General features: G+C 42.2%; 25 protein-coding genes. 18 read left to right on the forward strand and 7 right to left on the reverse strand.

What is annotated here, in order from left to right; genetic code table 11:
- Nucleotides 1-67: 67 nt before the first annotated feature.
- The 3 genes from KPY62_RS00160 to KPY62_RS00170 form a co-directional block, all read right to left on the reverse strand.
- Entirely contained in the window at nucleotides 68-946 is an 879-nt protein-coding gene (locus tag KPY62_RS00160; RefSeq protein WP_216580284.1) for a 4'-phosphopantetheinyl transferase family protein, read from the reverse strand.
- A gap of 200 nt (nucleotides 947-1,146) precedes the next feature.
- Nucleotides 1,147-1,695 carry a peptidoglycan-associated lipoprotein Pal gene (gene pal / locus KPY62_RS00165; RefSeq protein WP_216580285.1) on the reverse strand — a complete coding sequence of 183 codons (549 nt, stop codon included), beginning with the start codon at nucleotides 1,693-1,695 and terminating at the stop codon, nucleotides 1,147-1,149.
- 324 nt (nucleotides 1,696-2,019) lie between these two features.
- The gene (locus KPY62_RS00170; protein ID WP_216580286.1) at nucleotides 2,020-2,643 is read right to left on the reverse strand and encodes a DUF6231 family protein; all 624 of its coding nucleotides are present in this window, start codon (nucleotides 2,641-2,643) and stop codon (nucleotides 2,020-2,022) included.
- A gap of 525 nt (nucleotides 2,644-3,168) precedes the next feature.
- Here KPY62_RS00170 and pepN point away from each other — a divergent pair.
- The gene (gene pepN, locus KPY62_RS00175) at nucleotides 3,169-5,823 is read left to right on the forward strand and encodes an aminopeptidase N (RefSeq protein WP_216580287.1); all 2,655 of its coding nucleotides are present in this window, start codon (nucleotides 3,169-3,171) and stop codon (nucleotides 5,821-5,823) included.
- A 103-nt stretch (nucleotides 5,824-5,926) separates the two neighbouring features.
- Here the strand turns inward: pepN and KPY62_RS00180 are convergent, their stop codons facing one another.
- Entirely contained in the window at nucleotides 5,927-7,009 is a 1,083-nt protein-coding gene (locus KPY62_RS00180; protein ID WP_216580288.1) for a 3-deoxy-7-phosphoheptulonate synthase, read from the reverse strand.
- A 180-nt stretch (nucleotides 7,010-7,189) separates the two neighbouring features.
- Between KPY62_RS00180 and lpxB the strand changes: the two genes are divergently transcribed.
- The 4 genes from lpxB (at nucleotide 7,190) to KPY62_RS00200 (ending at nucleotide 10,900) form a co-directional block, all read left to right on the forward strand.
- Complete coding sequence (lpxB, locus tag KPY62_RS00185) at nucleotides 7,190-8,497, forward strand: lipid-A-disaccharide synthase (protein WP_216580289.1); 1,308 nt, start codon at nucleotides 7,190-7,192, stop codon at nucleotides 8,495-8,497.
- Between the two features lie 83 nt (nucleotides 8,498-8,580).
- Nucleotides 8,581-9,411 (forward strand): ribonuclease HII, encoded by an 831-nt coding sequence (locus tag KPY62_RS00190; RefSeq protein WP_216580290.1) that lies wholly within the window; start codon nucleotides 8,581-8,583, stop codon nucleotides 9,409-9,411.
- A gap of 241 nt (nucleotides 9,412-9,652) precedes the next feature.
- A complete protein-coding gene (locus KPY62_RS00195) occupies nucleotides 9,653-9,865 on the forward strand; it encodes a hypothetical protein (protein WP_216580291.1) in 213 nt (70 codons plus the stop codon).
- Between the two features lie 75 nt (nucleotides 9,866-9,940).
- Nucleotides 9,941-10,900, forward strand: coding sequence for a CAP domain-containing protein (locus KPY62_RS00200; protein WP_324033928.1), 960 nt, complete (start codon nucleotides 9,941-9,943; stop codon nucleotides 10,898-10,900).
- Nucleotides 10,901-11,061: 161 nt separating this feature from the next.
- On the opposite strand, the gene KPY62_RS00205 is transcribed toward KPY62_RS00200, so the two are convergent.
- Nucleotides 11,062-11,712 carry a DUF924 family protein gene (locus KPY62_RS00205; protein WP_216580292.1) on the reverse strand — a complete coding sequence of 217 codons (651 nt, stop codon included), beginning with the start codon at nucleotides 11,710-11,712 and terminating at the stop codon, nucleotides 11,062-11,064.
- A gap of 86 nt (nucleotides 11,713-11,798) precedes the next feature.
- On the opposite strand from KPY62_RS00205, the gene KPY62_RS00210 reads away from it, so the two are divergent.
- From KPY62_RS00210 to KPY62_RS00230, 5 genes are all read left to right on the forward strand, one after another.
- Nucleotides 11,799-13,076: a carboxynorspermidine decarboxylase gene (locus KPY62_RS00210; RefSeq protein ID WP_216580293.1), complete on the forward strand. Its 1,278-nt coding sequence runs from the start codon at nucleotides 11,799-11,801 to the stop codon at nucleotides 13,074-13,076.
- A 248-nt stretch (nucleotides 13,077-13,324) separates the two neighbouring features.
- Complete coding sequence (locus KPY62_RS00215; RefSeq protein ID WP_228730503.1) at nucleotides 13,325-14,608, forward strand: saccharopine dehydrogenase family protein; 1,284 nt, start codon at nucleotides 13,325-13,327, stop codon at nucleotides 14,606-14,608.
- Nucleotides 14,609-15,007: 399 nt separating this feature from the next.
- A complete protein-coding gene (locus tag KPY62_RS00220; RefSeq protein WP_216580295.1) occupies nucleotides 15,008-15,862 on the forward strand; it encodes a hypothetical protein in 855 nt (284 codons plus the stop codon).
- A gap of 260 nt (nucleotides 15,863-16,122) precedes the next feature.
- A complete protein-coding gene (betT, locus tag KPY62_RS00225; RefSeq protein WP_216580296.1) occupies nucleotides 16,123-18,411 on the forward strand; it encodes a choline BCCT transporter BetT in 2,289 nt (762 codons plus the stop codon).
- A gap of 297 nt (nucleotides 18,412-18,708) precedes the next feature.
- Nucleotides 18,709-19,335, forward strand: coding sequence for a hypothetical protein (locus tag KPY62_RS00230; protein ID WP_216580297.1), 627 nt, complete (start codon nucleotides 18,709-18,711; stop codon nucleotides 19,333-19,335).
- Here KPY62_RS00230 and KPY62_RS13990 read toward each other — a convergent pair.
- Nucleotides 19,319-19,558, reverse strand: a complete 240-nt coding sequence (locus tag KPY62_RS13990) for a DMT family transporter (RefSeq protein WP_416384042.1) — start codon at nucleotides 19,556-19,558, stop codon at nucleotides 19,319-19,321. The genes KPY62_RS00230 and KPY62_RS13990 overlap by 17 nt on opposite strands.
- A 251-nt stretch (nucleotides 19,559-19,809) precedes the next feature.
- Between KPY62_RS13990 and KPY62_RS00240 the strand changes: the two genes are divergently transcribed.
- The 4 genes from KPY62_RS00240 to KPY62_RS00255 all read left to right on the forward strand — a co-directional run bounded on the left by KPY62_RS00240 (nucleotide 19,810) and on the right by KPY62_RS00255 (nucleotide 22,113).
- Nucleotides 19,810-20,403, forward strand: a complete 594-nt coding sequence (locus KPY62_RS00240) for an HD domain-containing protein (protein ID WP_216580299.1) — start codon at nucleotides 19,810-19,812, stop codon at nucleotides 20,401-20,403.
- Between the two features lie 95 nt (nucleotides 20,404-20,498).
- Nucleotides 20,499-20,828: a DHCW motif cupin fold protein gene (locus tag KPY62_RS00245; RefSeq protein WP_216580300.1), complete on the forward strand. Its 330-nt coding sequence runs from the start codon at nucleotides 20,499-20,501 to the stop codon at nucleotides 20,826-20,828.
- Nucleotides 20,829-20,940: 112 nt separating this feature from the next.
- Nucleotides 20,941-21,768, forward strand: a complete 828-nt coding sequence (locus KPY62_RS00250) for a PhzF family phenazine biosynthesis protein (protein WP_216580301.1) — start codon at nucleotides 20,941-20,943, stop codon at nucleotides 21,766-21,768.
- A 12-nt stretch (nucleotides 21,769-21,780) separates the two neighbouring features.
- Entirely contained in the window at nucleotides 21,781-22,113 is a 333-nt protein-coding gene (locus KPY62_RS00255) for a YnfA family protein (RefSeq protein ID WP_216580302.1), read from the forward strand.
- A gap of 126 nt (nucleotides 22,114-22,239) precedes the next feature.
- Here KPY62_RS00255 and KPY62_RS13855 read toward each other — a convergent pair whose 3' ends face one another.
- A complete protein-coding gene (locus KPY62_RS13855; protein WP_256932863.1) occupies nucleotides 22,240-22,362 on the reverse strand; it encodes a hypothetical protein in 123 nt (40 codons plus the stop codon).
- 373 nt (nucleotides 22,363-22,735) lie between these two features.
- Here KPY62_RS13855 and KPY62_RS00260 point away from each other — a divergent pair, with 373 nt between their 5' ends.
- The 4 genes from KPY62_RS00260 to miaA all read left to right on the forward strand — a co-directional run bounded on the left by KPY62_RS00260 (nucleotide 22,736) and on the right by miaA (nucleotide 26,902).
- Nucleotides 22,736-23,347 carry a 6-pyruvoyl trahydropterin synthase family protein gene (locus KPY62_RS00260; RefSeq protein ID WP_216580303.1) on the forward strand — a complete coding sequence of 204 codons (612 nt, stop codon included), beginning with the start codon at nucleotides 22,736-22,738 and terminating at the stop codon, nucleotides 23,345-23,347.
- Nucleotides 23,340-23,867: a tRNA (adenosine(37)-N6)-threonylcarbamoyltransferase complex ATPase subunit type 1 TsaE gene (gene tsaE, locus KPY62_RS00265; protein ID WP_216580304.1), complete on the forward strand. Its 528-nt coding sequence runs from the start codon at nucleotides 23,340-23,342 to the stop codon at nucleotides 23,865-23,867. The genes KPY62_RS00260 and tsaE overlap by 8 nt, the downstream gene beginning before the upstream one ends.
- A 29-nt stretch (nucleotides 23,868-23,896) precedes the next feature.
- Nucleotides 23,897-25,696, forward strand: a complete 1,800-nt coding sequence (gene mutL / locus KPY62_RS00270) for a DNA mismatch repair endonuclease MutL (protein ID WP_216580305.1) — start codon at nucleotides 23,897-23,899, stop codon at nucleotides 25,694-25,696.
- 126 nt (nucleotides 25,697-25,822) lie between these two features.
- Entirely contained in the window at nucleotides 25,823-26,902 is a 1,080-nt protein-coding gene (miaA, locus tag KPY62_RS00275) for a tRNA (adenosine(37)-N6)-dimethylallyltransferase MiaA (RefSeq protein WP_416384043.1), read from the forward strand.
- Nucleotides 26,903-26,930 lie beyond the last annotated feature (28 nt).

Consider the following 26,930-nt stretch of genomic DNA (forward strand, 5'->3'; position numbering starts at 1 on the left):
ATATAATTTTTTATTCTAGCAATGCCCATCAGTAGTGAAACAGTTAGCAGTGTGAGAGTAATAGACTCTAAAAAACAACCAAAGTCTGTTGTTCTGCTAGTATGGCTAGCTGATAGCTAGTTTTCCCTACCTCTATCTCATTGATGATTGAAGTTGAATGAGTAGCTGTTAAAGTGCTTTTTATAGGATGACTAGCAAGGCCTGTAGCACTAAGCTTGCTTTTTAGAACTGGGATAATAGCACTGTAGTCTATCCCCAATCCTTGAGCCAATTTAGCATTGTGGATTTTTATCATACTTTCTTTTAGCTGCCATAGATATTTGGCCGTGATATCGCGTTGTGACTGGGGCAGAGTGGCTAGTATTAGCAGCTCATTAGCGTGATAATAACGCTGAACAGTCGGCCAAGCAACAAGTTGGGTTTCGATATCGATACCAATTGCACAACGCAAGCTGATAGCTACGGCAACTTTGCTTTGTAAATTATACTGAAAGCGTGGACTGCTATTCACCTGCTTTGAAAAACGTTGAGTATGATCATCGGAGTGACTAAAGCAAACATAATAGCCGCTATTACTAAGACGATAAGGGAATGCTGAGTCATCTAAATGGTCGGTAATATTTAGCTTTTTAAGTAAGTCTTTTAATAAAAGACGTACGCCTTTACGCTGCTGTTGGCGCTTATGATGAGCAACTGCAAGGATAGACAATGGCTGCTGTTGGCTGACCTTGTTCCAGTATAATAAGGGTATATCCCTAGTATTTGGGCAGTCAGAGCAGGGGTCTGGATAGGGTGCTAGCTGGCTGCAGAGGTGACTGCGCAACTGCGGCCACAGTATAACGGGTGCCATTAAAGCAGTACTGATAGTAGCTGTAGCGCACCAGCTCGTAGCCGCTAGTGGCTCATAGCGAATATTATCTAGGGTGATGGCTTCAAGGGTTAGCATGGTTAATGTCTATCAGTAAAGGGTAAGTAGATAGGGAATGTTGACCCCTTTATAACTACATATTGTTAAATGCCTTAGGGTCGCTCTTTAATGAGCCAGTATTAAAAAAAGCCCAGTAATTATCTTACTGGACTTTTATTACTAGATTTTTATTGCTGCACTTTTATCAATTTTATCAATGATTGATTGACTAGTAATTATTAATAAGACAGCTCAGCACGACGATTTAAGGCGTAGGCTTCTTCAGTGTTACCAGCAGCGGCAGGACGTTCTTCGCCATAGCTGATCACTCGGATATTGTTAGCAGAGACACCTTGACTAGCTAAATAAGCACTTGCTGATTGTGCACGGCGCTCACCCAACGCGATGTTATACTCGCGGCTGCCACGCTCATCAGTGTTACCAGCGATAAGGACGCTAGCCGATGGGTTTGAACTTAGTAAGTTGGCGTGTTGATTTAAGATGGCAGCAGCTTGAGGAGTAATCTCACTGCTATCAAAACCGAAATAAACTACCGCTTGTAGATTACTAGCAGCACTGATGACGGCGTCTGAGTTATTAACTAAGGCACCGTTGTTATAGCCTACTTGTCCACCTGGAATACCTAAAGGCGCAATCACAACTTCTGAAGTGGCACGTTTAGTCGCACAACCAGTAGTCAATGCTACGGCTGTTGATAATACTGCTAGAGCAGCAATTTTAGCAAAACGATTATTAGTAGTACCAGTTTGGATAGAATAAGTTGACATGCTTAGCTCCTAAATTCTGAATTGAATTTGTTATTGTTAAAAACCGCTTATAATAAAACCTATACAATCGCTGCTCATAGTAGAGTCGATGTTACGTTATGTAAGTAGTATTACTGTAAATGCCCGCAAAGTCTACTATTAATAGCTTAGACATAGGATGAGATATTTGTAGGCCAAGGCAAGATAGTTATAGCTACTGTTACTATTACTAATAGCAGTAGAATAATGGGATGGTATCAGAGTTTTATTCTGCGCTGTTAATTATAGATAGTTTCTAGCAAAATGGTTAATAACACTCTTTGAAACGGTCTAGTAGCTTGTTTGTTACCAGCGACGTTTATCCCAGTTTTCAGGATTGGCCCAATAGTCACTGTTTAACCAATTAGGTAAGCGTTTATAGTCATAGAGATTGAATTGCCAGAGGACGATATCAGAAGACGATATTTGGCTATCAGTAACTACATCCGTATCCGTAACTACATCAGCAACGATATCAAAGGGAATAAAGCCATAAGTACGTAGGTTAATACTCTGCTGTACGGCAATAATCACATGAGCGGCATACAGATCTCGGTAGCGCATTAGCAGTGGAATATAGGCTGGTAGCAACTCTGCTGTCAAGTTAGGTAGCCAAAAACAAGCCAATTGATAACGGCCGAGCATATTTTGTTTAGCCAGCAGTGGTAAGGTGGTTGCGCTGTATTCTACTAATGGCTGTTGCTGCTTACTGGGTTTAATATTGGCATCAGTCTCAAATAATGACTTAGACTCTAGCTGGCCCAAAGCAGCTTGATCTTCCACTATCCATAATAGCTCAGCGTTAGTGCTAGTATTGCTATCGTTAGCTATTGATGTAGCAGCCTCAGCCGCTAAGGTAGCGGATAGGGCGTTGACATAAGTTTTTAATAGCGGCAGCGTAACAGTAGTTTGCATAGAGCGATTTGTCATAAGAATAGACCATTTTTTTTATGGGTTTAGAGGATAATAATAAGATAAGGTTTTGCCTGCTAAATGCTAAATGCTAAATGCTAAATGCTAAGTACTGATACAGTAAGGTATAAAACTTTATGGTGATAATTTTTCATATTTTATAATGATAAGTTTTTGAAATTTTTTTTATCGGTAATACTATTTATCGTGTCATTGTTCATAACTATTATTTTTTACCAGCGTCATTTTTTATAACTATCCTCTTTTAGTAGGATAAATAATAGCCTAGTTACGCAGTAGTGATGAAAGTTTATATCAGTGCGCTTGAAATGAGAATGTTTAAACCAATTAAGCAATAAGACTATTATTACAAAAAGACTATTATAAAGCTCTAGTAAAGCTAAGATGTGAACTTTACCATTTTAGTCCTTATAACAGCTAGACCTTATCTACAGGCTGTATGGATTGGATATAAAATCATACTATTAATTTCGTTAACGCCATTAATACCTTATAACTATATTAACTTAAATAGGAAACACCATGTCTACTGCTGAGAACGATGCTAACATTATTAACGTTGAAATGCCTGATGTTCCAGCGCATGAGCCTAATGAAAGTAGTCATAAAATTAATCTAAAAGACTATCAGCCACCGAGTTTTGCCGTTGAAACTGTTGATTTAGATATCAAGATATTTGCTGATCACGCTACTGTTGATAGTAAGCTAGTAATGACACGTCAGACAGCAGGAGACTTAATATTATTCGGTGAAGACATTGAGCTATTAGCCATTAACGTTAACGGCCAAGCGCTCGATGAAGGACAGTATCAGCAGCAGGATGGTCAACTGATCATAGCCGATGCACCTGAGCAGTTGACACTAGAGTTGCAAGTACGCCTCAGCCCACAGACTAATACGGCGCTTGAAGGCTTGTATATAGCGGGTAGTGGCAGCGAAACTATGTTTGTCACGCAGTGTGAGCCTGAGGGCTTCCGCAAGATTACTTTTTATCCTGATCGCCCTGATGTGCTAGCGATATTTACCACTCGTCTTGAGGCGGATAAGCGTTATCCCACCTTACTAGGCAATGGTAACTTGGTTGAGCAAGGTGAGGTGGCTGACACCCCTGATCGTCACTATGCAATCTGGCATGATCCTACTAATAAGCCAAGCTACTTGTTCGCTTGCGTCTTCGCTGACTTGGCCGTGCTAACTGACCATCATACGACTAGCGAAGGTCGTGAGGTTACGCTTGAGCTATTTGCCAAAGCCAGTGACATTGATAAGTGTCATGTCGGCATGCAAGCTCTAAAAGACTCAATGGTCTGGGATGAAGTCAATTATGGCCGTGCCTACGACTTAGACCGCTATATGATCGTTGCGGTCAGCCAGTTCAACATGGGGGCTATGGAGAATAAGGGTTTAAATATCTTTAATACGGCTTGTGTATTATCCAGCCCTGAGACTACTACTGATGCCCGCAGTTTTAACGTAAAAGCGGTTATTGCCCATGAATACTTCCATAACTGGACGGGTAACCGCATAACTTGCCGTGATTGGTTTCAACTGTGCCTAAAAGAAGGCTTTACCGTATTTCGTGATCAATCTTTTTCAGCGGATCAACAGTCCAGCGCGGTACAACGCATCGATGATGTGGCCACTCTACGTGCACACCAATTCGCCGAGGATGCTGGGCCATTAGCGCATCCAGTACGTCCTGAAAGCTTCGTTGAGATCAATAACTTTTATACTACTACGGTCTATGAAAAAGGCGCTGAAATCGTTCGTATGTTGGCCAATACTTTAGGGCCTGAGAACTTTCGTAAAGGCACTGACGAGTACTTCCGTCGTTATGATGGACAAGCGGTAACGGTTGAAGACTTCTTATCGGCACTTAGTATTACCGACAGCAAAGTTGAAGACTTTATCGATTGGTATCGTCAGCCTGGAACACCGATGTTGTCAGGGCATCAGCATTATGATAGCGAGACGCAAACGCTGACTATCAGCTTGAGCCAGCAGACTCGTCAGGTACCAAGCTTTGCAGCGCCAAAGCCGTTACCTATACCGGTGGCGACTGCTTTGTTTGACAGAGTGACAGGGGAGATTGTCAGTGAGCGTATGTTACTGCTTGATCAAGCAGAGCAAACCTTTAGCTTCGATAATATTAGCAGCGAACCGATAGTTTCGTTATTACGTGATTTCAGTGCGCCAGTACAGCTTAACTATGATTATCAAGACGAAGACTTAGCATTTTTATTGACTCATGAGACTAATGGCTTCAATCGCTGGCAAGTAACGCAAATGCTAGTCAACCGTATCTTATTACAAGGCAGTAGTGCCAAGAGTAGCCCAGAAGTTTATTTGCAGGCTTTAGCAAAAACTTTACCAGTACTAGCTGCAACTGATGCGATGCTGGCCGCGCGTTTACTCGATATACCTTCAGCGCAAGAGCTAGCAGCAGCCATTAATGCTAACTATGACCCAGTAGTAGTCAAGCAGCAACGTGAAGACTTATATCGTCAGGTGGCTGACTCGCTAAAAGATCAGTGGGTGCTATTATATGGGCAATTACCTCTGCAACCTTATTCAGACAAGCCAGCAGATTTAGGCGCACGAGCATTACGTAATGTAGTGCTTGATATGGCCTTGACCGCACAAGTATCTGGGGCCGAGCAATGGGCGCAGCAGCAGTATGATAATGCCAGCTGTATGACTGAGCGCTTAGGGGCATTAAGGGCCATGGTCAACCATCAGCTAGCCACGGCCGATAAGTATTTGGCCGATTTTTATCAGCGCTTTGTAGATGATGATTTAGTGATAGATCTTTGGTTCAGTGTCCAAGCCTCTAGTAGTCATGTGAGCACTGATACCATCAACACTTTGTTGGCGCATGCTGACTTTGACTGGAACACCCCGAACCGTATACGCTCTGTAATCAGTGCTTTTACTGCGCAGCCTGCAGTATTATGGAGCGCTGAAGGCTTAGATATCTATATTGGCGTGATCAAAAAGCTTGATGATGCTAACCCAGTAATGGCTTCTAGACTATTACAAGTATTAGCCCGTTGGTATACTTTGGTAGAGCCACGTCGTCAACTAGCCCATGACAAACTCAGCGAATTGCAGCAGCAAGCGACTTCCAAACACGTATTGGAGAGCTTGGACAGCGTCCTTGGCGCCGCCGATAAATAATTTATTAGGCTATAAAATTTATTACGATATAAAATTCTAAACGTTAAAAAACCCCCTCTATTAATAATTACTAGAGGGGGTTTTAGTTTAATGCTTGCTAAGTCTAACGGTTAGGCAATACGTCTTTTACCATATCACGTAAGTTATGTAGCGCAGTGACCGTACTTTCCCAATCGAGACAACCATCCGTAATTGAGACACCATACTCTAGTGCGTCCAAATCAGCGGTTAGTTTTTGACTGCCGCCTTTAAGATGACTCTCAATCATCATACCAATGATTGACTGATTGCCATTTTGGATTTGTTCAGCGACATTATTGATAACCATTGGCTGCAAATACGGATCTTTGCCTGAGTTGGCATGGCTTGAGTCGATCATAATCTTGCCGCTGGTTTTGCCTTCAGCTAAAGCGTTCTCTACTTGGGCAACAGCAGTTTCATCATAGTTAGGTTTGCCATTACCGCCACGCAACACCACGTGTGCGTATGGGTTACCTTTAGATTTGATAATTGATACTTTACCGTCTGATGATAAGCCCAAGAAGCTATGGCCTTCTTTGACCGCTTGCATAGCATTAACGGCTACAGTCATGCCGCCATCAGTACCGTTTTTGAAACCTACTGGACAGGATAATCCTGAGCTCATCTCGCGATGGGTTTGGCTCTCAGTAGTGCGAGCACCAATCGCTGACCAGCTGATCAAGTCTTGCATGTATTGGGGGGTATTAGGATCGAGGGCTTCAGTAGCACAAGGCAGCCCTTTTTCATTTAACTCCAATAGTAATTTACGAGCGATACGTAGACCCTTTTCGATATCGAAGCTATCATTCATGTCAGGATCGTTAATCATGCCTTTCCAGCCCACAGTGGTACGTGGCTTTTCAAAATAAACGCGCATCACTACAAAGATACTGTCTTCAATCTCTTTGGCCAATATAGCTAAGCGATCAGCATATTCGTGAGCGGCTTTGATATCATGGATAGAGCAAGGACCAATAACCACAAACAAGCGTTTGTCTTTACCATCTAGGATATCTTGAATGGTATGGCGACCTTTCAGCACTGTTTTATAAGCATCATTTGAAAGAGGAAGCTCAGTTTTTAGCTCAGCGGGAGTGATCAGGGGGATGAACTTTTCAATATTCACGTCATCAATATCTGCGTTATGAGTAGCTGGTGTTGTCATGATTATACGTCGTTTAACTAATTTATAGGGATATTCATTATGCTTTGAAAACCTTGAGTTGACAAGGGCAGTCGGCGACTTTATTGACTCATAACTGGAATGTCAAAACCAAAATTTTGTTATACTTGCCTTTTTATGGTTATACCATTCATAGTAAATCATTACTATTAAGAGTTTTTTATGACTGATTCTATCTCGTATGCTAAAGACACTGAGTTGATTCACCAAGTAACTGATCAACACCTAGCAGGGCCAGTAACGGCAGCTAGGCCATTGGTGATAGGGATAGTAGCCGGTGAAGTATCCGGTGATAGCTTAGGGGCTGACTTTATGCAGCAGATGAATAATCTGCGTGAGGATATTGTCTGGGTTGGCGTCGGTGGCATTAAGATGCAAGCACAAGGTCTGCAAAGTATCTTTCCGTTATCACGTCTAGCGGTGATGGGCTTAGTCGAAGTATTAGCCCAATTGTCTGATCTATTCAAGGCACGGCGTGAGTTACTTACTGCCTTTAAAAATGCCAACATTGATTGGTTCATCGGGATCGATGCCCCTGACTTCAATTTACGGGTCGCTAAAAAACTTAAGCCAAAAGGGGTGTTCTGTGTTCAATATGTCAGCCCTTCGATTTGGGCTTGGCGTGAGTCGCGCATTCATGGTATAAAGGCAGCGACTGACTTAGTGCTATGCTTATTCCCATTTGAGCTGCCGGTATATGAGCGGCACAATCATCCGGCTATCTGTGTTGGACATCCGTTGTTACGCACTATAGAGCATCGCCTAGAAAACACTCCTATCACTCAATTACGTAGTGAACTAGTCTGGCATAATGATGGACTGCAACAGTTTTTTATCGAGCGCTTTGCTGCGGTTAGTCAGCTAGTTTGTGTGATGCCAGGCTCACGGCGTGGAGAAATCACGGCCATTTTGCCGTTGATGCTTGATGGTATTCAAAAGTTAGTGCTGCTAGACCCTGATCTATGTTTTATCATTCCGACTGTCGATCAAAACCATCAGTATATCGTACAGGAAGTGATAGATAAGTGCTCTGAGCAGCTAAGGGCAGCTATTGTAGTCGTCTATGATGAAAGCCAACCTGGCTTTAGCCAACAAGCAATGGCGGCCTCAGATATCATCATACTAGCCTCAGGTACTGCCACCCTTGAAGCGATGTTACTCGAGCGTCCTATGGTAGTAGTTTATCAGCTCAATCAGCTAACTTATCGCATCGTTAAACGTCTTGTAAAAGTATCTTATGTGGCATTGCCTAATATTTTAGCCGATCATGCCATAGTGCCAGAGCTCATCCAAGAGCAGGCTAGTGGTGACAATATTTGCCGGACAGTGATGCAGTTGCTACAGCCGCGCGCCTATCAGGAGCAGCTAAATGCGCTGATTGATACTAAGCAAACTCTGCAACAACAAAGCAATCATGACCCAGCTAGTAGTGTGATTGAGCAATGGTACATAAACAATAATAGCCAATAATGAACAGCCTACAGTAAATAGCCAAAGTCAGAAACCAGCGTAAAAGCTATTAATACTCTTGTCTAAACAAGTATATAAACCCTATGAAAATTACTATTGAGTCTATTGATATAAAAGGTCAGTACATTAATTTGGCCGCGCCTATTGAGCTGACAGGCGAGCTAAAGGTTGCTGAGTTATTAGCTGAGCGGCACAGCCATTCCCTGCAAGATCTATCATCAGTACCGTTACAGATAGGAGTCGATGAGGCAGGTCGGGGGCCGTTGCTGGGTAGTGTCAACGTAGCGGCTGCCATTTTGCCAAGTAAGTGGTCAGGTTTGATTGAGGATCAGCCCTTATTAACGACTCCTTTAGCTATCCTAACTGACTCCAAGCAGCTCAGTGAAAAGAAGCGAGATACTCTCTATCCCTTAGTCCAGCAATATGCCGTGGGCTATATTATTGCCGATATCCCAGCGGCGGTGATCGATCAGCTCAATATCCTACAGGCAACTATGCTTGGCATGCGTCTATGTACTGAGCAGCTATTAATAGCGATATATCAGCAGCTAACCATTGATTTTGCTAACCTTTCTAGTCATGTCCAAACCCAAGTACTATATGATGGTAATCGCTGTCCAGAATTGGACTACCCAACACTCGCTAAGTTAGGTATAGAACAAGCGACTATTGACTGCCAAGCATGGGTCAAAGGTGATGCTCGTCATACTAGTATTGCAGCCGCTAGTATTTTAGCAAAAGTTAGCCGTGATCATAGAATGTATCAATTGGATGCTCAATATCCTGACTATAGCATCGGCAAGCACAAAGGCTATCCCACTGCAGCGCATATGCAAGCTATTCTAGACTATGGGGTGCTACCTGAGCATAGACGTAGCTTCGCACCAATAAAACGAGCACTTTCAGAAAAATAGCCTAAGTAGTATCGATTTTAATTTATAAGTTATTTTGATTTATGAATTATTTTGATTTATGAATTATTTTATATAGTGATCCCGCCTCAGCGAGCACTACTTGCAGGTCTTATATTCTATTCATTAGTAGCTAGAATTTTTTATAGCAATAACTAGTTGCTATTAATAAATTAGCGCCAATAAGTTGGCATAGTTATTGCTGAACTTCAGTTAGCTAATTTATTGCTTTATAGGATAGAAAATGACTCTCAATACCTCTATAAACAGCTTAGTCCCTATCATTTTTTCGATTATGGTTCTAAGCGCTTGTGGTGATGCAGGCGATGCAGATAGTACCTCGACAGCGAATAAAGCACCTAAATCCATAGAGTCAGAGTCAGAGTCAGAATCTGCAAACTCTGCTACAACAGCCTCAAATCCAGTCGTTTCTAAGTCTAAGGCTAGCAATGAATAGCGAGCTGAGGATGAAGAAGTAAATAACGCTATAGCCGATGATAATGCACTAGCAGTTGTAAACGTAGATAATGAAATTAGCCTTGCCCGGTCTAGCTGTGGTCTCAGTGAGGTATCTGCTGATCCAGAACTTGCAAAAATTGCTATCCAACATGCCAATTACATTAATTATGTGTTTGCTAATAGTACCCCGACTGGCTTTAATCCGTATGTGGAAAACGAGATCAGTGATATTGCTGATGTCACAGGTAAGAGCAACTCGTTTTTTAGCGGTGATAGTTTTACTAAGCGCTTGGCTAAGGCAAATTATGCCAATGCCAACAATGGCGTGGCCGAAAACATTGCTTTGACTTTATACTTTAGCTCGTTAGGTAACTTAGTGGCACCGGATATTGCCGCGATGGCAATGACTAAATCCTTGCTTGCTGCGCCTTATCATTTACGCGCATTGATGCTACCGAATTCAAATTTGATCGGTACAGGGATCAGTGCTTATAAGCCATTTAATAGGGAGGCAAGTAAGTATCAAGGCTATGTCCTGGTTACCCATGCCGCAGCGACGCCAGCAGCCAAAAATAATAGCGTTAAAGGTATCTTTACTTATCCTTGTCAAGATGTCAGCGCTACAGTGACCGCACTATATAATGAATCACCGAATCCAGTTAAAGGTACGGGTCGTGATTTGCGAACAGATCCTATAGGACAACCTATCTATATCAACATGCCATCAGCTCAGACGATCAAAGTTAGTAACGTTAAGTTCTATAATGTACAGCGCAAAACAAAGGTAGAAGTTGCTTTGCTTGATTTTTATCAAGACCCGTATAAAGGCACTAATTATCAGCTAGCAGCCACTGAAGCTTTTATTTTACCGCTCACTGATAATCTAAAAAGCTGTGAGCAGGGTAGTAATAAGGGCGGCAACTGTGGCCTATATGGTAATAGTAACTATCAAGTGAGCTTTGATGTATTAGTCGATAATAAGACCTTAATAACTAAAGACTTTACCTTTAGTACTGGTGAGGTAAGTTATTAGTGCCTACTGAACCTTCATAAGTAAACCCTGCTGCTTTGCTTGCTCTATTTTTTATTACTACATTTGGAAACTGGCAAACGATATTAATAGCCGCATTGACGTTAACCATTAAATCAATACTGGTGTTAGTTCTGACGGCTCACATTAGCATTGAGATAAAGTTAAAACGACGAATTAGGTTGTTGTAAAAACTTTCTTTCTTCGACAGTAGATGGTCTATTCAAAGCTTTATTACGATGCGGATAGCGTCCAAATCGTTGGATAATATCTTGATGCCGATGCTCAAAACTCAAAGTGTTGGCATTATTGAGCTCCTCAAACAAGGGGAGATAGCGTTGATGAATAACTAAGGATTCAGAATGCATAAAAGGCATGATCATAAACTGTCGCCATTGCCAAGGGAGCTTATTAAAATGAAATTGGCGAATAGCTTCTTGGGCTAGCACTAAAGCCATAGCGTCTTGCGCAAAAGCCGCCGCCTGATTGCGGCACAAGTTACGTGAGAATTGATCTAAGACAATAATCTCAGCCAAACGTCCAGCCAGTTCAGCATTGGAGTTGTTCAAATACCTGTGTTCTTCGACATAGCGCCAGGGAGCACATTCACCTTGTTTTGCCTGTTGCCAGAGCTTGCCAAATTTATCAGCAATCAGCTTGTCAAAGCTGCTGTCCTGTATAAACCAGTACTGTTTATTATCCTCATCGAACCAAAATTCTAATACTTCACGAGCATTGACATCGAGCTGAGGCAAATTAAGCTGGGTAAAATCAGGTGGATTTGAAGAGCGCGAATAATCGGTTGATAGTGACATAAGCTATTCTATTTAGTATAGGTTTAGTCTACTATAGCGAAAAATATCACTAACTACTATTATCGTATGCTATTAGGTGAATAAACATGACTACCTCACTTGCTCATCAATCTATATCCGTGCCAACCCCTTATTATTTACTCGACGAAGCGGCCATTGTTGCCAATATGCAGATTATTGCTCGACTATGTGAGTTGTCGGGTGCTAAGGCACTATTGGCACTAAAATGCTTTGCTACTTGGGGGGTGTTTGAAGTCATGCAACCTTATTTACACGGCACAACGTCATCGTCATTGAACGAATTGCGCTTGGGCTATGAGACTTTTGGCCATAACTCTCAACACAATAATATTGACACCACTGAAACCCTTGATGGTATTGAACCCCTTAAAAGTGCTGATAAAAAAGAGATGCATGCTTATAGCGTGGCTTATAGTGCCGATGAAATCCCTGAAGTTTTACAATATGCTGATAAGATTATATTTAACTCTATCTCGCAATTAACTGCTTTTAAAGAGCAAGCGGCTGCTAAAAACATACCTGTAGGGCTGCGCTTAAACCCTAAAACCAGTAATTCCTCGTTTATTATCGCTGACCCAGCTCGTCCGTTTAGTCGCCTTGGGGAGCATGATAAAGACAGTATCGTTGCGGTGCTAAAAGATATCACTGGAGTGATGATTCATAATAACTGTGAAAATGACAGCTATCAGGCTTTTAGTGACAGTTTGGCTGATATCGAAGCTAAGTTCGGTGATATTTTCCAACAGTTAGAATGGGTAAGTTTAGGAGGCGGAATTCACTTTATCGCTCCTGATTATCCTCTTGAGCAATTGGCTCAACGTCTAAAAGGCTTTAGTGAAAAATACGGCTTACAAGTCTATTTAGAGCCAGGTGAAGCTAGTATTCATGGCGCTGGAACTTTGGTGACTAGCGTATTAGATACTATGTATAACCAAAAAAACTTAGCGATAGTAGACTCCTCTATTGAAGCGCATATGCTTGATTTGCTGATTTACCGTGAGTCAGCACCAATAGCGGCTATTAATAATCAGCTAATCCACATCGCAGCTCTCGATATTGATCCTACTGATAACGCTCAGACAATGGAGCAAGCGGCAGCTGACAACACTATCATTTATGGTCGCTCTTGTTTAGCAGGAGATATTTTTGGTGAGTATCAGCTGCCAGCTGTTTTGCAGATAGGCGATCAGTTAGCCTTTGCTAATGCTGCTGGTTATACTATGGTCAAAAAGAACTGGTTTAATGGGGTCAATATGCCAGCGATTGTGATACGTCGTCTTGATGGCACTATTGATGTGCAGCGTGAGTTTGATTATCAGGAATATAAAGCAAGTTTGTCTTAATTCTTGATTGTAAGACGTTCGCATGCCATTTATGGTTAATGGCACTGTTTTAATTTAGCTATTAATTATTGCCGATAGGGTAGTAAAAATTGTTATAATCGGCTCGGGCAAAAACAGTGGTTTTTGTTCATCGGGTGCGTGGGTTTTCCTCGGTCTTCCTTTTTAATTCACGCATATCATTCACTAGTTTCTGTTTCGATTGATCAATAACAATGACGACGGCAGGGACACAAAGGAGGATTGTTGCCTTGAACACAACTCAACATAACAAAAACACTAAGCAAGCCAAAAAAGATGTTCTTATCATCGGTGCTGGCGGCGTCGCTCAAGTAGTCGCTCATAAATGTGCGATGCATAACGATGTGCTCGGTGCGATTCATATCGCATCACGTACTTTAGATAAGTGTACTGCTATCGCCCAAAGCGTACAGGACAAAGACAGCTTTAAGCAGCCTGCAACTTTGCACACCCATCAAATCGATGCGCTTAATACCCAAGCATTAATAGCTCTGATAAAAGATATTAATATCCAAATCGTCATCAATGTCGGCTCACCATTTTTGAATATGAGCGTACTAGAAGCTTGTATTGAGACTGGCGTGGCTTATATCGATACCGCTATTCACGAAGACCCCCGTAAGATTTGCGAGACGCCGCCTTGGTACAACAACTACGAGTGGCAGCGTAAACAGCGTTGTGCGGATAATAATATTACTGCCATCTTAGGCGCAGGTTTTGATCCCGGTATGGTCAATGCTTATGCTCGTCTTGGCTATGACATGATGGATGCAGGGTCAGTAACTGATATTGATATTATCGATATTAATGCTGGCAGCCATGGTAAATACTTCGCTACTAACTTCGATCCTGAAATCAATTTCCGGGAGTTCACTGGTACGGTTTATTCATGGCAGGATAGTAAGTGGCAGTCGAATAAGATGTTCGAAGTCAAGCGTACCGACGACCTACCGGTAGTCGGCATACAGAACAGTTACCTTAGCGGCCATGATGAGATCCATTCGTTATCGACTAATTTAGATGTGCCAAACATTCGCTTTTGGATGGGCTTTGGTGAGCATTACATCAATGTTTTCACTGTGCTACAAAGCTTAGGCTTATTATCTGAGCAGCCAGTGACTACCGCTGAAGGCTTAGAAGTTATTCCGTTAAAAGTCGTCAAAGCGGTGCTACCAGACCCAAGCTCATTAGCTGCAAACTATACGGGTAAGACTTGTATTGGTGATAAAGTTAAGGGCAAAAAAGACGGCGTCGATAGCGAGGTATTTATCTATAATATCTCTGATCATAAACAAGCGTTTGAGGCTATGGGCAGTCAAGGCATCTCTTATACTGCTGGCGTGCCACCAGTCGCTGCGGCTATGTTGGTTGCTACTGGTGAGTGGGATGCAGGCAAGATGGTCAACGTCGAAGAGCTCGATGCTAAGCCATTTATTAATTTGCTAAATAAAATTGGCTTGCCAACGCGTATTCAAGATGCTGATGGCGATAGAGCACTAGAGTTCGATATCTAGAGCATTTTGCTGGATTTCTATTGATAAGCAAATAACAGCATCCTATTAAGTTTCGGCTTGATAGGATGCTTTTTTATGACAGGCATTATCCTAAAAATTCCAATAGCTTGATAATGATTGTAAATTCAATCAAGCGTTTCACAAAAAGCTAATGTGTCTGCAAATAACTATATCGATAAATAATTAGCCATTAATAAATAACCATGCATCGATAAATAGAGGTAAAGACTCTACTTTTATATCAGAGCTCTGCGCTATAAGCCATTCGCTATTTTTAATGGTGACCCTTTGCCAATAAATAAGGCATTTTATCCTTGTGATGATCTGACTAGTGGTTGATGCCCTTAGTCCTTATCATCAGTGCCTGACAATCAACAGCCTATTTGGAACTCCCTATCTATGACAAAATCTGATAATAAAGCTGCGGATAACCGAGAAGTTAATCTGAACAGTATTAGAGACTGGCTGATTCGCACTACACAGATTTTTGCCAAATTTGCAATCATCTTGATAGCTTTGGCTTTAGCCTTGTTGTTAGCCAATGCTCTTAATCGGCCACTTTATATCAGCTATTTAATCGTTGGTATGATCGCCGCAGTACTGTTTATCATGCTAATCATGATTGCTATCGAAAACATCGTCTATCGATACCTAAAAAACAGCGTTTGTGGCCAAATTATTATCTATTTATTAGTGGCTTTGATGAGCGTATCGTCCTATTTGTGGGCAACAGGTGAGATTAACAGGATATTCCAAGTCAATCCTAGCAATTTAGCCTTGACCTCAACGCTACTGACCGCTATCGAGTTTTTTAAATACTGTATTATCATTTTATTAAGCAGTTACTTTATCGCTATAGGCTTGTACTTTTTATACCGAGATTCTGATAACCAAGCTGCTAACAACGTAGATAATAGTGATGTTAGCAATGGCAACGCTGGTAAGAGCAATGTTGATGCTACAAGCGCTACTAATCAATCGACTAAAAAATTAACTAGCAAGTTATTATCAGGCGTACTCTTTGCGCTTACTGTGATGCTGTGTTTGTTAGCCGTAGGACGAATATCTAAGTATAGCGACGTTATGATTCAAGCCTTTGCGGTAAACATTGATTTCTACAGCTATCATACTTGCACAGGTAAGGATTTTGAAAATATCGAAGGGGTTTTGTTCTTATCGGCGAGCGATATCTTAGTAGCTAAAAAGACAGGGGCTATGACTTGGCAATTTAACAAAGTCAAATGTGAGCCCTGATGGCTGTAGTCAGTTTCTCTTAAAATAAACGCTTAATAAAAAGTATCTCTACTGCTCTAAACTCTAGCTATTACCTAACTTATTATCATTATCTTCAAGCCTTATCCATAGCGGTGCGCTGATGAGCGGCTTATCCTTGCCAAGAATGTTCGTGCGCTAGACTATGATACTATGCGCTCATCATTTTCTCCCAAAATATCCTGCCCTCTAAAACTGCACTCACTTATGCCCTATAAGTCAAGTGTAAGGAATGTACAGACATGAACAACGAAGTAAACCACGATAACTCTTCCAAAGATGACCTAGCAAACGAGCATTCACTAAACGAGCCATTACCAAATGAGCTCAGTAAAAGCGCACAAACCCCATTTGAGCGCAGTCAGTTTGGGGGCTCGCAACGTCAACCTAAAAGTCTTCATGATGAAAGACCCATCTCGCGCAGTGATTTAAAAAAAGGGGCGCAACAGTTATCCAAAAATGCGGTTGCTCATATTAACTGGAGCGTGTTAATCCTCTCTTCGCTAGTTATTGTTGCTTTCTCAATTTGGGCAATCATTATACCTGAAGGGGCACATACTACTATGCAAATAGTAGTGGATTGGATTGCAACTAACCTCGGTTGGTACTATGTGATTACTATGGTATTAGTCACTGGCTTTGTACTTTGGGTAGCTTTATCCAAAGCCGGTAGCGTACGCCTGGGGCCTGATGATTCACGTCCACAATATAAGCTAGGGACTTGGGTGGCTATGCTATTCGCTGCTGGGGTGGGCATTGATTTGCTGTTCTTCTCAGTAACTGGTCCTGTAGTGCAGTATTTAACGCCGCCAGCAGGGGATAGCGCCAGCGCTGATGCTATGCAAAACGCTGTAGTTTGGACCATGTTCCATTACGGTATCGCTGGCTGGGCGGTATATGCATTACTCGGCATGGCAATGGGCTACTTTGCCTATCGCTGGGATATGCCGTTATCGATTCGAGCGGCGCTCTATCCGCTGTTTGGCAAACGTGTCAATGGCCCAATCGGTCACGGCATTAGTATTTTAGCCTTAGTCGGTACCGTGTTTGGCGTCGCCACTACTATGGGTATCGGGGTAGTCTTACTAAACGTCGGCTTCTCAAAGATCTTTGGGCTAGAGGAAGGTCTCACCTTACAGATTGCTTTAGTTATCGGGGCGGTGGTCTTGACTATCTTGGCGACTACTTCAGGCGTAGATCGTGGTATTCGCTGGATATCTGAGCTGAATCTATGGAGCGCAGTGGCGATGATGGCTTTTATTCTCATCGCTGGCCAGACCGCTTTCTTATTGAATGCGCTGGTTGAAAACTTAGGTCAATTCTTTGTCACTTTGCCTGCTCGGATGTTTAAAACCTTTGCTTACGTGCCTGGTAGTAGCGAATGGATGGGCAGTTGGACTTTATTCTTTTGGGCGTTTTGGTTGGCTTGGGGGCCGTTTGTTGGCGTGTTTTTGGCCCGTATTTCCCGTGGCCGTACTTTACGTGAGTTCGTCATCGCTGCGATTACTGTGCCAGTATTATGTGATTTTATTATTGTGTCCTTCTTCGGTAACTCAGCCCTTTATGAAGTATTACAAGGTAATACTGCCTTTGCCGAACTGGCTATTCAAAGCCCTGAGCGTGGCTGGTATGCCTTGCTTGAGATGTTCCCCGGCGCGAAGTTCTTAGTTATGTTAGCGACCTTTTCAGGATTGCTATTTTATATTACTAGCGCCAACTCAGGGGCAATGGTGATGTCGAATTTCTCTGCCTCTATTCCAGACCCAAGCGAAGATGGCCCGAAATGGCTGCGTATATTTTGGGCAGTACTGACAGCGGTTTTGACTATCTCAATGCTGTTAGCTGGTGGCGTTATCACTATGGAGTATGCGACGCTTATCTTTGCGCTGCCGGTGACTATCATCGTTTACCTAGTGATGTTCTCTTTCTACAAAGCGCTAAAAATAGAGCAAGCCGAGAGCGAGGGTAAGGTGTTACGCCGTCCTTCGATTGCACCTAGTGGTGGTCATATACCAGAGCGCTCATGGACGCAGCGTTTGGGGCAGATGCTGACTTATCCATCCAAACGTGAGTCGATCAAGTTTCTAGAGCGTACTGTACGCCCAGCGCTCGATGATGTCGCCAATGAGTTCCGCCGTCAAGGCTATGATGTGGAGCGTATCAATGCCGATCATGATAAGAATGCGGCAAGCGCAACGGCTTTTGTTGGTAATACTAATATTATTGCCGCCTCGGGGCCGTTACTACGGTTATCGACGGCTGCTATGAACGACTTTTATTATCAAGTGTCTATGGTTAAGACTCCAGCGCCTACTTTTAGTGGCAAAATGGCCGCTGATAGCGATGTCTACTATCGACTTGAGGTCACCACCCAAACAGGTTCGGGCGGCTATGATTTGACCGGATTAAATAAGCAGCAAGTCATTGATGATGTGCTTGAGCAATACCAAGCTTATCTGAATTTTTTGAATGCTCCTGTGGAGAGCGATGAAGGATCGACGACGGCAACGCCTATAGTGGGTAAGGAGTAATAGGGGTAACTAGATAATGAGTAAGATAGCCGCTACTGTCGGGGCTAGCAGTGACATCGCGCATTTATTGATATCTATCGTGATTGTATTCTCATACAAAACTAAGCGAGCTATTGGTTAAAGTACATCATTTATGATTTTTACTCACCTCAAGGTTTCTATACTCATATTTAGCTCACTAAGTATCTCAAATATATGGTATTTGCTTAATAATTAGTACAATATACAATATCAAACTAAAGTTAGTATTTTGTAAATACTTAGCGATTAATTGAGATTATTATTTTAAGGAAACATATGAAAAATGTATTGATTGGTATAGCTTCAGTAGGAGTAATGAGTGCAGCCTTGTCTGGTTGTCAAACCATGCAAAAATCCGTAAATCTTATAACAGATAATATGTATGTTGCTCAGTTACCTGAGAGCTCATCAACTAAGCTTCAGATAGTTACGGATTGGGGTGGTGAGTTTAGTGTTACACCAAACTCTAAAGAATACCGTAGCTCGAAAAAATCAGGTCCAGGCGGAGTGTTAGCAATAAATGGATCTTTAAATCCTAAAGGATTAGCAAAATTATCAGTTCTCCCTTATACCGATAAAGAGAAATTATTTATCTATGAAAATAATTTAAATATGCCTAAGCCTACAGTCGAAGAAAAACGTCTTTATAGTCTGACTGCTAGCACTTCTCCGAATTTTACAGTGACAGAAAGGTACATTGCTCCCAATCAGCCCTTTGCTATTAGATTTAGAGGTAGAGACAGTTTTAGTACATGTAGTGTAGAGGGCACGTTTAACCCTGAAGCGAACAGCAACTATCGTTTAACAGGTGTGTTCGGTCGAAAGTGTGTCGTTATCATTGAGAAGTTTGTCACTAATAGTCGCGGTGAAACTGTTCTTCAAAACGTCAAATTTGATAAGTGATCTCACTACTATTGTAGAAGGTTAATAAGAAAAGATAGTTAATAGGCTGTGCATAATGTTCAGCCTTCCTACGCAAATCACTCAAATAAATCAAATAAAGCGCGCCAGCGAGTAGGGCGATAGCCGCCAAGCGTTTATAGTCCAGCATTACCTGCGTATTGCCAAACCAACCAAAATGATCGACCATTAGCCCTATGATGATTTGTCCAGTGATAATAGCGATAGGCTTATAGCAAAAACTTTAAGTTGCCGATTATTCTAAGCTGATACCCTTGACCGATCAGATAAGCATCAGCCCTCAAAGAACAACTATGCATATCCGTAATAAATTTCAACAAGACGACGATAGAGAGCGATTAGCTTTGATGGGTGACTAGCCTTGCAGGCTAAAAGATAATCTATAGGTGCTATCAAGAAAACAGTAGCATGCCATAATAGATAACTACAACAAACCAATAAACTAAGGAGCTTACATTGCCAAGCGATTTAACCGCAATCACTGAATACTTACTTGAGCTGGATGCACTAAAGCTTATCAATCGCCGTACTTATATTGATGGTGGATTGCGTGTTGAAAACTCAGCTGAGCACTCATGGCATTTAGCGATGGCTTGTTGGTCGATATCTAGAAGTTTTAAGCTTGAGGTATCAGAAGAAAAGCTCCTAAAGCTGGCACTCATCCATGATTTAGGTGAGATTGATGCGGGTGATACGTTTCTCTACGACACTAATAGAAGCATAGCTCATAATGCTGAACGAGAAGGGGTTAAACGTCTTCAGAGCCATCTAGGCAATGGGGTTGGTGATCTTTGTGAGTTATGGGAAGAGCAAGAGACTGGTGATAGCTTAGAGACTAAACTGCTAAAAGTAGTTGATAGGTTATTGCCTTTTTTACATAATATCAATAGCGAAGGCAAGACTTGGCGTGAGCAAGGGGTGAAGAAATCACAAGTACTACAAGCTCATGCCTTTATAGCTGAGGATTTTCCTGAGATTCACTCGTGGATGTTTGCTAATATTAATTCAGCGGTGCAAGCAGGTTGGCTGCTTGATGATGAATTGGTTTAATACAGACAGTAGCTATTGGTTAAAGATAAGGGGTGTCTAAAAACTACCCTGCTTACTAGCAAATTCATTAAATAATCAAATTAGGAGATAATGTCATGGATATGAAAAACATACCTTTTGCTACTACCGATTGGACCCAAGTACCAGCTGTCGAAGTCAAAGGTGAAACAGGTGCAGGCTACTGGAAAACTCTTGAGTTTGACACTATTAATGTACATATGGTTGAGTATTCAGCCGGTTATCTTGCCGATCACTGGTGTGATAAAGGTCATATATTGTTGTGTATCGAAGGCGAGCTAAATACAGAATTAAAAGATGGTCGTACCTTTACTTTAACTACCGGCATGACTTATCAAGTGGCAGATAATACTATAGCGCATCGTTCTTCAACTAAAGATGGCGCTAAGCTATTTATTGTTGATTAATAACTATTGGAAGGTTTAAGAGTCTGCTGCTGGTTAGACAGCATTAGTTAAAATAAGCGATGTTTACTAAGCCGAAGAAAAGTACTGTATAAAAATAATGGAAATCATCAATATGCAACTCGAAATCAACGTCATTGACGCCTTCACTGATAGTGTTTTTAAAGGTAATTCTGCGGCAGTGATTATTACTAACAGTTGGCTAAGCGCTGAGCTAATGCAGTCTATAGCTATGGAGAATAACTTAGCTGAAACCGCCTTTTTAGTAGCGAGTCATTCAGAAGATTTAAGCTCTGAAGACAGGGCTGCTTATGATATTCGCTGGTTCTCACCCCTGACTGAGGTTGATTTTTGTGGTCATGCGACCTTAGCATCAGCTTTTGTATTGTTTAGTAAACATCCTAGTTTAATCAGCATCAGTCTGTCAGCTAAAGCGGTTGGAGTGTTGACTATCGTCCAGACAGCAACTGGCAAAATACAAATGGATTTTCCAAATACTAAACCTGAAAGGATTAGAGATGCTCCTGAGAGTTTATTAGCGGGTCTATCGATTGCTCCTGTTGAAGTCTATCGTAACTCGCAAGCCTATTTTATTATTTACAACGCTGAGTCTGATGTATTGTCTGTAGTTCTTGATAATCAGTCCTTAAAGCAGCTCGCACCATTAAAGTTAGTTGTGACTTGTCTGGCGGACTCCAAGATTTTTGATAAATACGATTTTATCTCTAGATATTTTGTGTTATCTACGGGTAGTGAAGACCCAGTGACGGGATCAATTCATACGGGGTTAGCCCCACTTTGGGCAGAGCGCTTAGGCAAAAACGAGCTGATGGCTTATCAAGCCTCAAGTCGAGGTGGGGTTTTAGACTGTGTAGTAGTAGGAGATAGAGTGCTTATCTCTGGTAATGCGGTTCAATATATGACTGGTATCATTAGCGTTTAAAAGGAAGGTATAGTGCCTGAGTTAAAAACCCTTAGTCTTTTCTTTTTGACGGCACTAGCAGAAATTGTTGGCTGCTACTTGCCTTATCTTTGGCTGCGCGAGGGTAAAAGCATGTGGCTGCTTATTCCTGGCGTGCTAAGTTTGATGGCTTTTGTTTGGTTGCTGACTTTGCATCCAACAGCTGTTGGCAGAGTTTATGCGGCTTACGGTGGGGTATATATTGCTACAGCTATTATGTGGTTATGGGCGGTTAATGGTATTCGACCATCGATGTGGGATATCGTTGGATCTGCTGTTGCTCTATTAGGCATGGCTATCATTATGTTTGCACCACGTGGCTCTTAGCTAATAGCGCTTAGCTATAAGTTATTAAAGCTAACGTTTATCACTGATAAGTGCTTTTAATGAAAACCAGTAATGACAGCTGAGTTGGGCTAAAGCAGCTAAGCTAGCGCTTTAGCACAGCTTTGATTAATGTTTGCCTAGAATGCTACCGCTATCCTCTTTCTTGGCTTGCTTAGCCGCTTTTTTCTCTTTTGCAGTCAGTAACGGCTTCTTTTTGACATTCTTTTTACTGTCTTGTGTTTTACTCATGATTTAGTCCTATTGGATAAAGTTGAACGCTCAAACTATCGGAATGGCTTGTAGCCAAGTAGCGAGGGTTTAAGCTTAATTAAGCTAGTGATAACTAGGTATTATTAAGTATTACAGTGTAGCCTTAAGGGTAAGGATTAGATAGTTATATCTTTATCAACGGATACGGCTTTTATTAATATTTTTATTGCTAGGCCAATCATCAAGTTATCCTAAACTGACGATAGCGTAAGTAAGCGCTTACTTACGGATACCTAGCGATTTGCTATAATAGGCGCGGTAAGCCGGCTATTGGTTTCGGTGCTCACTAATGTATTGGTTGTTATCTGCACTAACCGCTAATACTTCTCACTATTTTGGTTAATTAATTATTATGCGTATTCGTAAACTGTTTAAATTTGAAAATGCTCATATCGTCCGTAATTGTAGCTCAGAGCGTTGTAAACATTCTATTCATGGTCACAGCTATCAGATTGAATTAATCCTTGAGGCGCAGCGTCTAGATCATGGGCAAATGGTTTATGACTTTGGCCTATTAAAGTCGTCAATCAAAGATATTATCGACAGCTTTGACCACGCTATTTGCTTTTGGAGTAAAGATGATCCTGAGTATATTGAAGCTTGTAAGAAGTTCAGCGCCCGTTGGATAAGTCTACCAGTATCCCCTTCTGCTGAGCAATTCTCCCGAGTGATATTCTTTTGGGCGCAGCAAATATTACAACAAACCCAAATGCAAAACGGCGAAGCTGATGTCAGTGTCTATTCGGTCATTGCTCATGAAACGGCGACTGGCTATGCGCAGTGTTTCGCTGCTGATGTCGCTAACGATCAGATGGGTAAATTAGTATTGAGTGACTTTGAGTTTAGCGAGCAAGTCAGTAGTGAATGGCATGATCCACAGCTATATGCCAAGCTCATTAGCGGGGAACGCTTTATCAACCCACAAGTCACTATGCAAGTACAGTTGGATGAGTCTGATGTCTAATCCTAAGTTCACAGAGAATAAAAACTCAATATCGGTAACGTTGCATTCAGAAGCCGATACTAAAGAGTTAGCGGCGAAATTAGCTAAGTTACCTTTAGTAGGTAGCGTTTGGCTGGCTGGTGATTTAGGGGCTGGTAAAACCACTCTAACTCGTTATTGGCTACAAGCCCTAGGTCATCAAGGGCCAGTAAAAAGTCCCACTTATACTTTAGTCGAGCCTTATCATATTAGCCAAAGTGATGGGGTTATTAAGCCAGTTTATCATGCGGATCTATACCGTTTACAAGATCCAGAGGAGCTGTCTTTTATTGGCTTTGATGAGTATTTAGATGAGCCAAATGCGCTAGTCATTATTGAGTGGGCAAGTCGTGCGGACAGTTATTTGCCAGCGCCAAGCTTGTTTATAAATATAGTACAAGGTGGCGCTACGCAGGACACTAAAGAAGCACGTCAAGTTGAGCTACGCTTATCAAAAATAGGGCAGACGCAAGGGCTGGATTTATCGCTGTTAAAGATCTAGCTATTAGGTCACTACGCTATTGGATAAATATGTTAGATAATCCGTTAAATATGACTATCTCAAGTGCGCGCATCAAAAAGCTATCACCGCTGTTGATTAATCAACTATCAGCTGGTGAAGTAGTTACCCGTCCAGCGGCAGTAGTCAAAGAGCTGTTAGAGAATGCCATTGATGCGAAGGCCACTCATATTGAGGTGCGTATTACTCAAGGTGGTATGGGTATGATCGAAGTCGTGGACAACGGCGTTGGCATCCATCCTGATGATATGGTGATGGCGATCACCCGTCATGCCACTAGCAAAGTCGCTGATATTGCTAATCTGCAAGGTATTAGTACCCTTGGGTTTCGTGGCGAGGCATTGGCGGCAACAGCTGCAGTTTCGCGCTTAACCTTGATTAGTAGTCACGATGACAGCGGAGTAGGTCGCCAGTTACAAGTCACTGGTGTATTAGCGGAAGTACCTAAGCTATTACCGGTAGTGCACAATCGCGGTACTACTATTACAGTCAAGGATCTATACTTTAACGTGCCAGCGCGGCGTGGCAATCTTAAGTCTATCGCTACTGAGTTTACCCATATCGAAACTAGCGTCCGTGAGGTGGCTTTAGCTTATGCTGATGTTACGCTCAATCTGTTTCATGACCAAAAAAAACGCTTGTCGCTATCGGCTAATACTAGTAACAATATAAGCCCTAGTCCAGTCTCTAGCTTAAGCTCCATTAGCAGTATTCATAGCCGCCTACATTTAGCGAGGCTTGAGCAAGCGCTCGGTATAGCTTTGACTGATAATGCGTTGCAAGTTAATGTCGATTTAACCGCGCTCGTTCAACAGACCTCAACATCTACGCAGCAGCAGTCAGCAAGTATTAGCGGTTGGTTATGGCCAATTAGCGAGAGTAATGCTCTTAATAACTCCTTGCCAAAGCTGCTGTATATCAATGGTCGTTTAGTCAAGGAGCAGCTGATTAGTAATCAGTTGCGTCAACTAGCGCAAAGCGCTCAGTTTAATCATATTGGTTATGCGCTGTACTTTGAGCTGCCGCTGCATTGGCTCAACCTTAATGTTCATCCTACTAAACAGCGTATTAAGATTAGCTCCTTGAATAACATCATGGCGCATCTGAGTCATGCTATAAGCCTAAGGCTCAAAGGCCTCAGTTCCAGTAATAATGACTCTATAGCTATTAATCAACTAGCTAGCAATCAACTAGCCACTAAGCAACTAGCCACTCAGTCGAAGTCTTTAACTGGCTATTTAACAAACCCCGCAGATAGAGATACTGTGGAGTATCCCGCTAAAAGTGATAGTTCGATAGGGCCGTTATTGATCCAACAACCATCAGCCCAGCTTGTGCAAGAGCCGATAGCGCATTATCAGCACTTGGTAGCGACACCGTTATCAGCAGCGACGGTAGCTACTGATTTATCTATCACTACCGCGGCTACTATAAGCAAGCTTGTAGAGTTACCCCAGTGCTTGGACGTAATCGATAACGTGGAGCAACAACTAGCCCTAAATGAAAAAAATAGCCTAAGTAGACAACCTTGGCTGTTATTTTATACGAAAGGTAAATTGACCTTGGTTAGTCAGCAGCAATGGCAAGCTAGTTTAGCTTTATTGTTTAACTCACACACGCCTACAAGCTATCCTCTATTAGCGGACGCTGCTAGTGTTAATCAGCAACTAGCTCATTATATTGAGCAAATGTCGCAGGCAGATGTGCTAGCATTTAAAGTCGATATTGAGCAGATAGTTACTTTACAAGCGCTAAAATCTATAGAGCGCTCGCAATTAGTAGCATTGATGCTATCATCCCCTTCCTGTTAATCGATTTCTATGACCTGCAAAGGCAAGCTTATGCATCCTTTATCTGCCAATTCATCCCACACCAGTTTTAGTACAGCTGCTAATACCGCCTTGACGGCGCTGCCTCATAACAGCGTCGTTTGTTTGATGGCGCCGACGGCGAGTGGTAAGACAGCGTTGGCGTATGAACTCTATGATAGTGGGCGCTATGAACTGATTTCAGTGGACTCAGCACTAGTATATCGAGATATGAATATCGGTACCGCCAAACCTACAGTGACTGAGCTAAAGCGCTATCCGCACCACTTAGTTGATATCATTGATCCCACCCAAAGTTATAGCGTGGCTGAATTTGTCAGCGACGTCGCTAGACTCATCGATACTTGTCATCAAGCAGGGAAGATACCGTTATTGGTTGGCGGCACTATGATGTATTACATGGCGTTACTTGAAGGATTGTCTCCTGTACCTGATAGCGACGATAAAGTACGTCAGCAAGTCGAGAAATGGCGACAGGAGGCAGGGATTGAGGCGTTGTATGCCTACTTAGGCGAGGTAGATGCTGTGACGCACGCCCGTTTAAAGCCTAGCGATACTCAACGTATTACTCGGGCGCTTGAAGTTTATCAACAGACTAATATACCGATTAGTGAATGGCAACAACAGCCCAAGCAAGCGTTGGCAGACAATCCCAATCAACAGTGGCAAGTACTAGCAGTGATGCCTGATCGTCCGTGGTTGCATCAACGTATTGGTCAACGCCTCGATATCATGTGGGATGACGGACTAGTCGCTGAAGTGATTGCTTTACTTGAGCGTTATCCGTTAACCCCAAGCATGCCTGCTATGCGTTGTGTTGGCTATCGGCAAGTGCTCGAATATTTGGTACGTATCGACCATCCAGTCTTGGCTCAAGCACATTTGGATCGAAATCAGTTTTATCAGGTCTTTGAGCAAAACGAGGCAAATGAGCTATCAATAACAGCAGGTCTATTACCTGAATCTGAGACTAATACCAAGGTCTCAGAGGCTACGGCTGAGGCACTTGCTTGTCAAGAAATGCAAAATAAGGCATTATATTCCACAAGGCAATTAGCAAAACGCCAGTACACTTGGCTACGTAAATTGACTCAGTTACGGTCAACTACTAGCGATAGTGAGCTAAAAACAAAGATACAAGTTTTTAGTAACATGGCAGAAGCTGCCGCTAGCTTGCATAAAGTGTAAGAGTAACGCTTGTTTATACGTTGGCGCT

The organism is Psychrobacter sp. TAE2020, from assembly GCF_018919485.1.
Taxonomy (GTDB): domain Bacteria; phylum Pseudomonadota; class Gammaproteobacteria; order Pseudomonadales; family Moraxellaceae; genus Psychrobacter.

What these genes read in the sequence shown, in the direction of transcription:
- KPY62_RS00245 (WP_216580300.1), top strand. Translation starts at nt 20,499, where the DNA reads ATGGATATGAAAAACATACCTTTTGCTACTACCGATTGGACCCAAGTA.
- lpxB (WP_216580289.1), top strand. Translation starts at nt 7,190, where the DNA reads ATGACTGATTCTATCTCGTATGCTAAAGACACTGAGTTGATTCACCAA.
- KPY62_RS00205 (WP_216580292.1), bottom strand. Translation starts at nt 11,712, where the DNA reads ATGTCACTATCAACCGATTATTCGCGCTCTTCAAATCCACCTGATTTT.
- KPY62_RS00260 (WP_216580303.1), top strand. Translation starts at nt 22,736, where the DNA reads ATGCGTATTCGTAAACTGTTTAAATTTGAAAATGCTCATATCGTCCGT.
- KPY62_RS00220 (WP_216580295.1), top strand. Translation starts at nt 15,008, where the DNA reads ATGACAAAATCTGATAATAAAGCTGCGGATAACCGAGAAGTTAATCTG.
- KPY62_RS13855 (WP_256932863.1), bottom strand. Translation starts at nt 22,362, where the DNA reads ATGAGTAAAACACAAGACAGTAAAAAGAATGTCAAAAAGAAGCCGTTA.
- KPY62_RS00210 (WP_216580293.1), top strand. Translation starts at nt 11,799, where the DNA reads ATGACTACCTCACTTGCTCATCAATCTATATCCGTGCCAACCCCTTAT.
- KPY62_RS00250 (WP_216580301.1), top strand. Translation starts at nt 20,941, where the DNA reads ATGCAACTCGAAATCAACGTCATTGACGCCTTCACTGATAGTGTTTTT.
- tsaE (WP_216580304.1), top strand. Translation starts at nt 23,340, where the DNA reads ATGTCTAATCCTAAGTTCACAGAGAATAAAAACTCAATATCGGTAACG.
- miaA (WP_416384043.1), top strand. Translation starts at nt 25,823, where the DNA reads ATGGCGCCGACGGCGAGTGGTAAGACAGCGTTGGCGTATGAACTCTAT.
- KPY62_RS00195 (WP_216580291.1), top strand. Translation starts at nt 9,653, where the DNA reads ATGACTCTCAATACCTCTATAAACAGCTTAGTCCCTATCATTTTTTCG.
- betT (WP_216580296.1), top strand. Translation starts at nt 16,123, where the DNA reads ATGAACAACGAAGTAAACCACGATAACTCTTCCAAAGATGACCTAGCA.
- pal (WP_216580285.1), bottom strand. Translation starts at nt 1,695, where the DNA reads ATGTCAACTTATTCTATCCAAACTGGTACTACTAATAATCGTTTTGCT.
- KPY62_RS00180 (WP_216580288.1), bottom strand. Translation starts at nt 7,009, where the DNA reads ATGACAACACCAGCTACTCATAACGCAGATATTGATGACGTGAATATT.
- KPY62_RS00190 (WP_216580290.1), top strand. Translation starts at nt 8,581, where the DNA reads ATGAAAATTACTATTGAGTCTATTGATATAAAAGGTCAGTACATTAAT.
- KPY62_RS00230 (WP_216580297.1), top strand. Translation starts at nt 18,709, where the DNA reads ATGAAAAATGTATTGATTGGTATAGCTTCAGTAGGAGTAATGAGTGCA.
- mutL (WP_216580305.1), top strand. Translation starts at nt 23,897, where the DNA reads ATGTTAGATAATCCGTTAAATATGACTATCTCAAGTGCGCGCATCAAA.
- pepN (WP_216580287.1), top strand. Translation starts at nt 3,169, where the DNA reads ATGTCTACTGCTGAGAACGATGCTAACATTATTAACGTTGAAATGCCT.
- KPY62_RS00170 (WP_216580286.1), bottom strand. Translation starts at nt 2,643, where the DNA reads ATGACAAATCGCTCTATGCAAACTACTGTTACGCTGCCGCTATTAAAA.
- KPY62_RS00160 (WP_216580284.1), bottom strand. Translation starts at nt 946, where the DNA reads ATGCTAACCCTTGAAGCCATCACCCTAGATAATATTCGCTATGAGCCA.